Genomic DNA, 13,177 nt, shown 5'->3' on the forward strand with positions numbered 1-13,177 from the left:
AGTATGTCTTATCCTTTAATTATTATATTAATTCAAGCATTCTAATTTTTTATTTTATCATTCCACTTATTTTTTAACCACTTATTCTCAACTTTTTATGAAGTATTTCTCTTTCAGCCAACCTTTTCATGCACTGAGTGCCTTTTTTAGGCGACTTACCTTGTCGTTATGGAAACACGCTATTCCCGTTCCGTTTCTTGTATGCTTATTGGTTATTGGGCTATTCAAAACTCAGGCGCAAGCACCCATTATTACAACTCAGCAGGGCTACCCGAATGGACAGTCGGTAAACGGTATTGCTTATGGTAATGGAACTTACATCGCAGGAGTGAATTCTACGACACTCTTTGGTAGTTTGTACACATCTACTGATGGGACTAATTGGAGTAAAATTGTAAGTCCAAGTATTCCAACCGACATGTATTTTTCTGGAGGTGGAGCCTATGGCAATGGTGTATTTGTATTTGCGGGTAATGCTGGTAAAATCATTACATCTTCGGATAATGGTGCCTCTTGGACCTCACAAACTAGCGGCACAACAATGGACTTTATCGATATTCAGTTTTTGAACGGGGCATTCTATGTCGTGGGGTTGCAAACCACTGGAACCGTTAATGTCCAGAACAACGTGGTTCTTTCTTCCCCCGATGGTGTTACTTGGACAAAGGTACTGGAAGTACTCAACAGCAACCAAAATTTCAACAGTATTGCGTATGGTAGCGGGGCATATGTGTTGGCGTATGGAATTGCTGGTACAGGTGGAATGTCCATCTATCGCTCTACCACGGGGGCTTCGGGGTCGTGGACTTCGCAGTCTATCAATCCGTCTGAATCTGGTACTAACGGGGTAGATTTTGTCAAAGACCGTTTTTTTATTTTTGGGGTAGGGAGTACAGTATTTACTTCCACAAATGGCTCTTCATGGACTAATATCACCTCCAACACAATCAATCTTCCCAACGGCAGTACCTCAACCTTTGCAGGGGGGGCCACTCAGTTCACACAGGCCGTAAGTGATGGCACGACATACTACCTTATCGGCACACATCAGTATTATAATAGTAACGGTACGGTACCTGCGCCTTCACCCAGTGGCGTAGTACTTACTTCAACCAATGCGACTACGTTCACCTTGCAATCTAAGAGTGTCAGTGCCACCGTTAATGAGGCTGTATACCTAAATGATAAATTTTTCATGTGTACTGGTACAGGGCCCCTTTATTCTGCAGATGGGATAAATTATGTGTATTCCAGTGGGGGCTTTTATGGCGTAGCTGGCAATGGTACGGGATATGCCCTGGTGGGGCAGGGGAGTAGCAGCGAGGGTGTTGTCTTCAGCTCCACCAACTTCTCGTCTTTTTCTCAAACAGCAGCGTTTCAAAATACTGTCAGAACTTTGCTTACCGCTGTTATTCATGATGGCAGCAAATATGTAGCCGTTGGACAAGGCGGTACGGTTGCTACCTCTGTAAACGGTACCACATGGACGGTGGGGAGTACAGGCTACACCGATGGTACGGATAACCTAAACAGTATTGCCTATGGTAACGGAGCCTATGTAGCGGTTGGTAACCAGGGAAGTATCTTACGGTCTACCAATGGCACCAATTGGTCTCAAATTTCCAAAGATGCCAGCACAGGCAGTAACTACTATTCTGTTCGCTACCTCAACGGGATGTTTATTGCGGTTGGAGGTTCTACAGCAACAACAGGAACAGCGCGTGTAGCCTACTCCACAGACGGTAGTTCATGGACCAACTCTAGCCCCAGCATCAGCATTACTGGCCATTTTCACGACATTGCGTACAATGGTACGAGTTATCTGCTTATCGGGCGGCTCAACTCCGCTGCGGCAACGTCTAGGATGTTTTTCTCCACTACTACCAGTGATATTACCAATTCAACTTTTTACATGGGCAATGTGACCACTATTGATGGTTACAGCAATAGTGCAAATCCGCTTGGGAATTCGGGTTTTGGCGCGCTCGTCTATACCAACGGAAAATTTGTGGCGGTGCAAAACCAAAGTGTTACGCCATTTAGTGCCTATGTTCTGGTCTCAAGCGACAGTGGCCTTTCGTGGACAGCCTATGATGCAGGTACTACAGGTCGTCTGCGCGGTGCTTTTGCAGAAAATAATAAAGTGCGTATTGTTGGCTTTAGTGACGTGAAAGTTACCGTCGAATTTGCTAGTACCCCTTCCAACCCCGCTGTCAATCTCTCAGTCAGTTCTAACACTGGCACAGAGGCAGACGCGACCTCAATCACCGTCACGGCCACGGCCTCTGCGGCGGTGTCGGGCGCACAAACTGTGACCCTCACCGTATCGGGTACCAATATCACTACGGGCGATTATACCCTCAACAATACAACCACCAACAACGTTACCATTACCATCCCCGATGGCGGTACAGCGGGTACGGCCACCTTCAAAGTAGTAAATGATGACGTAGAAGAATCTACCGAAACCGCAGTATTGACACTTAGTAGTCCATCCTCAGGAATTACATTAGGAAGTGCTCTTACACAGGATATTACGATTACAAACCTAAATAAACCAGACTATTGTAATTTACAATTTCCCACTTCTATTACAGTTAGTAGTGGAGCGACAACACCAGTCATTTATGGACGAATTTTTGAAACGGGAGTAACTTCAGTAGCAGGTGCTTCTTCCCAAGTTACTGCACAAGTTGGTTATGGGCCATCAAATACCGATCCAAGAAGTACCTCTGGCTGGGTATATACCAATGCATCCTTTAGCATGCAGGTCGGAAACGATGACGAATATCAAGCTACTTTCACTGCTCCCAGCGTTGCGGGGTCGTATAGTTATGTATATCGTTTTTCGCTTAATGGCGGAGCAAACTGGACTTACGCAGATACTGATGGGGCAGGAACAAACTCAGGTTTATCATTTAGTGTAAATAATATGGGGAGTATGACAGTTACTCCGTCTCCTAATAATATGGTAGCCAATGGCCCATTAGGTTCTCCTGAGGCTACTGGCCCCACAGATAATAATGATGATTTTTCCAATAAATCTTCCTTTGTTCCACCGGGTACATCACCAGCGAGTTCCATTGATCCACAATCTGTTGGCTTTACGAATACGGTAAAAAATACAAGTACGTCGTCAGTCAATATATCATTAAGGCCGTCTGCTCCTACCACACTGTCAGATTTGCCTACTAATACAATTGTAACTCTTTCTTACAGTAGCGCCTCTGCTACTTACACCTACAATGGTACAACCTTTGTATTTTTATCCGGCATTGGTTTTGTGGCTGGTAACCCAATTGACGGAACTAACCCCATCCAAATTAGTGGATTAGCCGCAAATGCAACGGCTACTTATGGTGTCGAAATTGATTTGCCCCCTGGAACACCTCTGTCAACTAATTCTAGCGTTGAGTGTGGGTTTCCCGTAACAATCACCGCATTCATTGATGCCAATGGTAATGGTTCGGCAGATGACGCAGTGCAAAATAAGACGATTGATCGTGTATATACGGGTTTCCTCCAACAATTGAAACAGTCGCGGATTTTACAGGGAACAGGACCCGCCGTTCAAGGTTCTGATGGCACGCTGTCAACAACATCAAAGAAACCTGCTTTTGGAAATATCATTGAATACCAAATACAGTTCAAAAATATTTCTGATCCCTCTGCTGGAGTTGGCAATATTACTTTGGACGCGGATAAAGTGGTAGTGACTGAAGACGGTAGTCAAGCTCCCAATAATTGGGCAGTAGAAAGCGCAGGAGATATATATACTAGCCACATTGTAGGGTCGGTTTTGGCCTCAAGTACAGGGACAACTCAATATTTTAGTGGAAACCCTGCTACAAATCTTTTGGGTGGAGAGCAAACAGGGACTACCGCTTCAACGGATGTGACTAAATATAGGCATGATTGGACAGGCAAGATTGCCTCAGGTACTTCCAGAACATTGTCATTTCAACGAAAAGTGAATCAGGCGGCGTCTGGGCAGGCAATTAGTAACACTGTCACTGCAACTTACGAAGACCCCAATAATCCCAATACACCAATCAACACAACCTCTAATCGAGTCGATGTAACTGTTTTACCTGCCGTCAATCTTTCGGTAAGTACAAACAATGCGTCGGAGGGGGCCGCTACTATGATAACTGTTACGGCCACGGCCTCTGTGGTGGTACCAGCTGATCAAACCGTAACCCTAGGCGTATCGGGTACGGGCATCACCACGGGTGATTACACCCTTAGTCTTACGACCATCACTATACCAGCTGGCTCAAACTCAGGCTCGGTTACTTTCACGGTAATAGACGATGCCTTAGCAGAAGGCACTGAAACGGCTACGCTGACTATCAGCAGCCCCTCTTCTGGGATTTCATTGGGCACTACGACCACGCAGAATATCGCCATTACGGATAATGATATTCCAGCGGCAGTGTGCATTACAACAGACTGCGCTGCCTACAATGGTAACTACACCCGAGGAACTGACTACAACGGTCGCCCAAGTTACACCAACGGAACGGCTCATATTTTTCAGGCGGGAGCAAGTTGGTATGTAGGCAAAGGCGCATTAGGAGCAACCCAACTAACAGATATTGTTTTTGAGGCACCTTCTATCGCAAGTTTGCCCCCTACAGCGGGCTGGGGAGCAAACGAAGATAACGAATGTGTTGACGCTACTTTTGCATTAGCCCAAAGTGCATGTCCATGCGTGAATCCAACGGCGTTTACCGTATCAGGCGGCGGAAGTTATTGTGCAGGTGGCACAGGTGTAGCGGTTGGTTTATCAAATTCAGAAACGGGAGTCAATTATCAATTGAAGAAAGACGGCAGCAACGTCGGCAGTGCGGTAGCGGGCACGGGCAGTGCGTTACCGTTTGGAAATCAAACGGGCGCAGGTACCTATACGGTAGAAGCCACGACTACGACAGGCGGTTGCACAGCGACCATGACGGGCAGTGTGACGGTGACGGTGATTAGCTTACCGACGGCGTACAACGTGACAGGCGGAGGCTCCTATTGTGCAGGTGGCACAGGTGTAGCGGTTGGTTTATCAAATTCGCAAACGGGAGTTAATTATCAATTGAAGAAAGACGGCAGCAACGTCGGCAGTGCGGTAGCGGGCACGGGAAGTGCGTTACCGTTTGGGAATCAAACGGGCGCAGGTACCTATACGGTAGAAGCCACGAAGGCCACGGGTAGTTGTGTGGCGACCATGACGGGCAGTGTGACGGTGACGGTGATTAGCTTACCAACGGTGTACAACGTGACAGGCGGAGGCTCCTATTGTGCAGGTGGCACAGGTGTAGCGGTTGGTTTATCAAATTCGCAAACGGGAGTTAATTATCAACTGAAGAAAGACGGCAGCAACGTCGGCGGTGCGGTAGCGGGCACGGGCAGTGCGTTACCGTTTGGGAGTCAAACGGGAGCGGGCACTTATACGGTAGAAGCCACCATAGCCACGGGCGGTTGTACGGCGACCATGACGGGCAGTGTGACGGTGACGGTGATTAGCTTACCGACGGCTTATTCTGTGACAGGCGGCGGAAGTTATTGTGCAGGCGGCACAGGTGTAGCGGTTGGTTTATCAAATTCGCAAACGGGAGTCAATTACCAATTGAAGAAAGACGGCAGCAACGTCGGCAGTGCGGTAGCGGGCACGGGTAGTGCGTTACCGTTTGGGAGTCAAACGGGCGCAGGTACCTATACGGTAGAAGCCACCACAGCCACGGGTGGTTGCACGGCGACCATGACGGGCAGTGTGACGGTAACGGTGATTAGCTTACCAACGGCGTACAACGTGACAGGCGGCGGAAGTTATTGTGCAGGCGGCACAGGTGTAGCGGTTGGTTTATCAAATTCGCAAACGGGAGTTAATTATCAATTGAAGAAAGACGGCAGCAACGTCGGCAGTGTGGTAGCAGGCACGGGAAGTGCGTTACCGTTTGGAAATCAAACGGGCGCAGGTACCTATACAGTAGAAGCCACCACAGCCACGGGCGGTTGCACGGCGACCATGACGGGCAGTATGACGGTAACGGTGATTAGTTTACCGACGGCGTACAACGTGACAGGTGGAGGCTCCTATTGTGCAGGCGGCACAGGTGTAGCGGTTGGTTTATCAAATTCACAAACGGGGGTCAATTATCAATTGAAGAAAGACGGCAGCAACGTTGGCAGTGTGGTAGCAGGTACGGGAAGTGCACTTTCGTTTGGTAATCAGACGGATGCGGGCATTTACACGGTTGAAGCCACGACAACGACGGGTGGTTGTGTGGCCACGATGAGTGGGTCGGCGACGGTAAGTATCAACGCATTACCTACTGCATTTTCTGTGACAGGGGGCGGCAGCTACTGTCAAGGGGGAACAGGGGTATTGGTTGGTTTAAGTAGCTCAGCGACAGGTATTAATTACCAACTCAAGTTGGGAGACGCCGTGGTGGGGAGTTCATTGCCAGGAACAGGTTCGGCGTTGTCATTTGGTTTACAAACGTCACTTGGAACGTATATGGTGGTAGCAACGAATGCGGCGACGAATTGTACCTTAGGCATGACGGGCACTGCACAAGTGGCGTCTTACCCGTTGCCCTTGGCGACTGTAAGTGGCACGACGACCGCTTGTAAGGGCGGTGCATCATCGATACTAACGTTTACAGGAAGCAACGGGACAGCTCCTTACACGTTCAGTTATCAGTTGAACGGAGGAACAGTACAAACCGTGACGACAACAGGCGGCAGTTCGACAACGACGGTGAGTCAATCGAGCAGCGTAGAAGGCGTATATAATTATACGTTGGTAAGTGTGAGCGATGCGAACTGTTCACAAACTCAGAGTGGCAGTGCGGTGGTTAGGGTTCAGACTAAACCAGTAATCACGTTAACAACGCTCCAACAAACCTTGAATGAAGGCAACAGCCAGACGTTCTGCGATACGGATGCGAATCCAGTGAATGGATTGCAGTTTGCTGTTACGGGGTCGTGTGTAGTAGGAAATCCCGTTTGGCGGGTACAAGTGGGTAGTGGGGCATGGAGTGACTGGTCAGCGACAGCACCAGTTACCCAGCCATCCAACAACCAACCTCATCGCTACCAAGCGGCGTGCGATGCGAGTTGTGCAGTAACTTATACGAATCCGATTGAAGTGACCATCAACTACCGCGCATCTGTTCCACAAAATGTATCGTTGTTAGTCGATGGCGTGGTGGTGAATGCTGGTGAAACGAAAGATATATGTAACGTGGAAGGAAATGCGATTACGTTTAATGCTAGTTGCGGTGTGGGAGAGGTATTGGTTTATTCGGTTGATGGTGGTGATTACACGAGTGTGGTTCCGACGCAGATGGTGGATGGTCAGTACCACAATTACCGCGTACGTTGTCGCAAATCGGACAATGTACTTTCTTGTATAGAAACGGAGTCGAATGTGCTTCGTTTTCGCTTAACGAGTATGTCGATGGTACCATTGGCGAGTTTAAATGTGACCAGCGGATGTGGTTTGGCAACAAGTTTTATAGGTACATCAAATTGCGGTTCAATGAGTACAATTTGGTACAATGCGGTAACAAACGAAGCATTAGCGGGTTTACCAAGCCAAACACCGAGTGAAACGACCTCCTATTATGTTCGTTGTCAGGCGATTGGTGGTTGTATGAGTGAAAAGAGTAATGTGGTGACTTACACGGTGGCTTCGGTGAGTGAAGTGCCAGTGGTAGTAGTAAGCGCCGACGTGGTATGTACGGGAGTAGAAGTGACGGTATCGACGAGTTGTCCTGCGGGGTCGAGTGCTTTGTGGAACACGGGAGTTACGGAGAATAGCTTTAAGGTATCATTTGCGAATGTGACCAAGCAGAGTTATTCGGTACGTTGTGTGTATGCGAATGGATGTCAGAGTAGTGTAAGTGCGAGCAAAGAAGTAATGTGGAAGGCGTTTGAGTTGACGCTCATCAACATCGGCGAATCGAAGTCTGGGACAAAGACCAACAGCCGCAGTGCGTGGTCGGGTCAATTTGTGACCCCAGATGCGGGGCCGAGCCTAGACCAGAGTACGCAGGCTAATCCGACGGTGTATTTTTCAGAGAACTTGAACAAGACGGCTCCCCGTTATTGGACAATTCACGTGGATGCGTGTGTATTGGGCGAGAGTGGCTCACTGACCTACGATTTGTTGGCGACGCCCGAAACAGGCATCGTTCGTTCGTACAACACCCACGAGAACAGTGCGCCGTATTTTATGTTTGCCAACCGTTCAGGCTGGACGGAGTTATACGCGCAAAATCATCCGTTGTACGGTTTTTATGCGGACAATGGCTCAGGTGGCAACGTCTATGACGAAGGGTTTCCCAAGGGCTTGTATAAGTTAGGTATTCGTTATTGGGATATGAAAGGCTGGGGCAGTATCTATCCATCGACGCGTAAACCCCAAGGGAACGTGTTGGCCTACCAAGAATACTGGTTTAGAATCCAGTCGAAAGACGGCATTGGTGTGGGAGCAGCGAGGACAGCGGAGAGTGGGGAGCAAGGGTCAAGAGGTGAAGGGCAAGTTGTTTCGGATAACGGACAACCGATAACCGATAACAGCGCCTTCGCTACCGTTCTGCCTAACCCAGTTTCAAATGTACTTCGTTTAAAGGTGCAAGAGAGCAAAGGGCAAGTGGTTCAAACTACATTGACTGATGTCTCAGGACGGGCAATTTTACATCGTCAATTTGTGCCCGAAACCAACACGCACCAAGAGGAGTTTGGGGTAAGTGAGTTGCCGAAGGGAATGTATTTCTTGCAGGTAACGACGTCCGAAAAACGGGATGTTTTGAAGGTGATAAAGTTGTAATTTAATAAATAGTCCCGCAGGAATTATATACCTTTAGTAACTGCGGGACTGTTTTGTCCAAAAAAAACGCTTAATTTGAGGATAAATATCCTTTGGAAATGCGTTTTTTTTGGATTTTTTATTTTTACTCGACCCTACTTTTTGCTCAACAAAGTCAATGGCGTTCTATTACAACAGCCGATGGACTTTCTCATGGTACTGTTTTTGACTTACTTCAAGACCAAGAAGGATACGTTTGGATGGCGACAAAAGCGGGTCTAAACCGCTACGATGGCTATAGTTTCAAAGTTTTTACTACCCATACTAGCCCTTCTTATGCCATTACTTCTAACCAAACTACGGCTCTCTACGAAGATCACCACCACCGCCTGTGGATTGGTACCGAAAGCGGTGAATTGAATTTGTTTGATGTCAAAACGCAACGATTTTATCATTGTTTTTTGACCGATAAAAAGAATAAATTTCCTGCGGTCAGGCAACATATTTATTGTATTGCTGAAGACAGTCGAGGAGATTTGTGGGTGGGTACATTAACGGGCGGAATTTATAAAATCACGCTCCCCGATGATTTAAAAAAAGGTAATTTTCCTACCAAAGAAGATTTTACCGACCGCATTACAGTAACCACACTGAAGACGAACCTCGTCTCTACGATGCGGGTGAATTTTATTAAACTTCTCAAAAACAAACAGCTAGTGGTGGGAACCCAAGCGGGTTTTGGTCGTATCGACTACCTCAACCACCAATACATTCCCATCAAAATTGAACCTGCGGGTACTGGGCGTTTCTTAAATATGTACGAAGCGCCCGATGGCACGCTTATCCTTACGCAGCCCACGCAGGTGTTGGCGTATAAAGACAACAAAATAGACGTGCTTTATTCTAAGAATAACCCGCAAGGGTTACCTCTACAAATACGGATTGACGATTTGGGAAACGTCTTTATTTTGGAAAACACGCGACTATTTAAGGCACATTATACCCAGCTATCTTCTGACATTACTACAACAACCCCTACTTATCAATCAGATAATTTTGTGTTATTTTCGGGATTAAAATCGGATCAGAGTGGTAGTTGTTGGGTTAACACAGGAGGATACGGACTTTTAAAAGAAGCGAATGATTCTCAGCGATTTAAACATTATTTTAAGGGGCGAAGCATTTGGGTTGGGTTTCAGGATACGTATGACCGTTGGGTAATTAATAATTTTAAAGCGTTTCATCTTATCACATCCACAGATGCGCAAAATCTGCCTCCAAAACCAATGTATATAGATACCCACGCCATGATTGAAGATGGCAGGGGGGGCTACTGGCAGTTACAAAACGATGCGACAGATTTTTCAAAAATGGTTCTCAAACGCCTCGAAAAAGGACTAAACGAGGTTGAAAAATACCCGCTGGAGGTTCAGGGAGTGGGAGAAAATTTGGGGAGACTGTACAAAGATAGACAAGGGAATTTACTCATTACGGGCCTAGGTTCTTATATTGTCAAATTTGATACGCTTCAAAAACGATTGGGCTATTATTCTTACGAAAAAATTGTTCCTGCCAACGTAAAGGTAGTTTTTGCTTACTGTGATGGACAAGGAACGTGGTGGTTGGGTACGCAAAACGGGCTGCTTCAAGCCGTTCCTCATGCCAAAGGCGGCTACCAATTTCGGCTTTTTAAGCACCACCCAAAATACGCTACCACCCTTTCTGAAAACCAAGTATCAATGATGGTGGACGACCCTCACGAGCCTATTACCTACTTGTGGGTGGGAACGCTCGGTGGCGGCCTCAATCGAATGAATAAAACAAAAGGCACTTTTGAGCACTTTACCGTCAATGACGGTTTGCCCGATGATTATATCGTTGGAATGCTGCCCGATGACAACAAAAACCTGTGGTTGAGTACCTATCATGGCTTGGTACAGTTTAATCCAAGAACGTTTGTGAGTGCCAATTTTACCTCCAAAGATGGGCTTCAAGCCGATGAGTTTGCAGTAGCTTCTTGTTTTAAAACAAAACATGGCGAATTGGCTTTTGGGGGAGTGAACGGCTTGACGGTGTTTTCGCCAGCGGCTTTACAACGGACGAAAGCGAGCCAACTGCCGAAAATCAATCAGTTGAAAATCAACAATCAAGAAGTGATGCCAGGCGACGAAACCGAGATTTTAGCCCAAAGCATAGAACAAACTTCGTCTATTCAATTGGCGCATGATCAGAACCAAGTGACGCTCAGTTTTTCGTTGATTGATTTAGAAAATGCTCCCAAAAATCGTTTTCGTTACCAACTGTTGGGCATTGACAAAAAGCGTATCGAAGCAGGGACAACCCATTCGGTGACGTATTCGCAATTGCCTTCTGGAAGCTATACGTTTCAGCTCACTGGCTCGGCCGATGGCAGCCAATGGAGTACGCCTGTGGAATTGAAAATTACCGTCAATCCTCCTCTCTATCGCACTTGGTGGGCCTATTTGTGTTATTTGAGTCTCGTTTCATGGATTGTGTATCGCTTGTATTTGGCGCAATTGAACCGAGTTCGTTTGCAAGAACAACTCCTTTATAAGAACAAAGAAGCCGAACGTTTGGCGGAATTAGACGCGATTAAAACCAACTTTTTTGCCAATATTTCACACGAGTTTCGTACGCCGTTGACCTTGATTTTGGGGCCAATGGAGCAAATTATTCAGGAATACGAGGCAGATGTTCGCTTTCCCGTCATTCAGCGGAACGCTAGTCGCTTGTTGACTTTGATTAATCAATTGTTGGACATCAGTAAGTTAGAAGCGGGACAAATGAAACCCGAAATGACTTCGACTGAATTGGTGCGTTATTTCCGAACGTTGACGGGTTCGTTTGTTTCTTTGGCCGAAAGTCGTCGGGTGCGTTTGGACGTGTCTCAAAATCAGGATGAAGTACATGGCTGTGTGGATGAAGACAAAGTCGAAAAAATCGTGACCAATTTGCTTTCTAATGCGTTGAAATTTACGGAAGCTGGCGGGAAAGTGACGGTCGATATACAGTACATTTCCCTCACTGGGAGTAGGGAGGTTATGATTGCCGTTTCGGATACGGGAATTGGGATAAAACCCGCGCAGCTCGATAAGATTTTTAACCGTTTTTACCAAGTCGAAGCTGACCGAAAACGAGGTTATGAAGGAACGGGCATCGGGCTGGCCTTGGTCAAGGAGTTGGTTGATGTACTGAAAGGAACGATTGTGGTTGAAAGTACAGAAAATGTAGGAACAACGTTTCGGGTACGATTGCCCATTGATGAAACAACTTGGAAAGACTATTTAACCGAACCGCCGAGCGAAAATCAGCAAAGATTACAAGCAAATGCGTTGAATTACAGCAGTTTGTTGCCATTGGTGGAAGAGTCGTCGGTCGATAAAAAACGCAATCAGTTGGCTGTCGAGGAAGAGGGAGAACTGTTACTCATTATTGATGACAATGCCGATATTCGGGCGTATGTACGCAGTATTTTTGAAAAAGAGTACCAAATAGTAGAGGCCGCCGACGGGCGAGAAGGGCTTGATTTAGCGATTCAGACCTCGCCCAATATCGTTATTTGTGACTTGATGATGCCTCGCATGGATGGATTTGAGTTTTGTCGCCACCTCAAGTCAGACGAACGTAGCAGCCACATTCCTGTGGTGATGCTGACGGCCAAGGCCACACTCGAAGACCGCATCGAAGGTTTTGAATTGGGAGCCGATGAGTATTTGACCAAACCCTTTCACAAAACCGAACTCCAGAGTCGGGTGAAAAACTTGCTCCAAAAACAGGAAAAACTACGTCACTATTTCAGCAGTAAAACCCTCGAAGCAAAACCGACCAAGCTAAAACCCACCGAAGTAAAAACAAGCACGGTGGACGAGTTATTTTTGCAAAAAGTAAAGGCGGTGTTGGAGGCAAATCTTTCAGACAGTGCGTTTGGTGTGATTGAATTTTCGACGGCGATGAACATGAGTAAATCGCAACTGAATCGAAAATTAAATGCGCTGTGCGATTGTTCTAGCAATGAGCTTATTCGAGCGTTTCGATTGCAACGCGCCGCCGATTTGCTCCGTGCCAAAGCAGGTACGGTTTCGGATATTGCCTATCAAGTTGGATTTGAGCACCTTTCGTATTTCTCCAAAAGCTTTCAGGAAAAATTTGGTACGCTGCCGTCGGAGTATTTTTAAGTAATAAAGAAAAAGTTCTAGAGTAATTTAAAGTAGCCTCGGTAGAGGCGCAACATTTGTAGTAACAGCAGGTGATTTTTAATTTTTTGCTTCGGAGAAGCATAACTTGTTGCTTTGTTATGCTTCCGCTCGGGCGGCCCCGTCCGAAGCAAAAGGGTTTTATGGATCTCTA

General features: G+C 46.7%; 2 protein-coding genes. Both read left to right on the forward strand.

Features of this window, described 5'->3' with window-relative positions; genetic code table 11:
* The first annotated feature begins 97 nt into the window (after nucleotides 1-97).
* Nucleotides 98-8,830, forward strand: coding sequence for a T9SS type A sorting domain-containing protein (locus FHS57_RS26330; RefSeq protein ID WP_183978956.1), 8,733 nt, complete (start codon nucleotides 98-100; stop codon nucleotides 8,828-8,830).
* A gap of 98 nt (nucleotides 8,831-8,928) precedes the next feature.
* On the forward strand, nucleotides 8,929-13,005 hold the full coding sequence (locus FHS57_RS26335) for a hybrid sensor histidine kinase/response regulator transcription factor (protein WP_183978958.1): 4,077 nt from the start codon (nucleotides 8,929-8,931) through the stop codon (nucleotides 13,003-13,005).
* The last annotated feature ends 172 nt before the right edge of the window (nucleotides 13,006-13,177 follow it).

The organism is Runella defluvii (assembly GCF_014195535.1).
Classification (GTDB): domain Bacteria; phylum Bacteroidota; class Bacteroidia; order Cytophagales; family Spirosomataceae; genus Runella; species Runella defluvii.

Excerpts from the sequence above, each read along its gene's own strand:
- FHS57_RS26330 (WP_183978956.1), top strand. The coding sequence starts at position 98 with ATGAAGTATTTCTCTTTCAGCCAACCTTTTCATGCACTGAGTGCCTTT.
- FHS57_RS26335 (WP_183978958.1), top strand. The coding sequence starts at position 8,929 with ATGCGTTTTTTTTGGATTTTTTATTTTTACTCGACCCTACTTTTTGCT.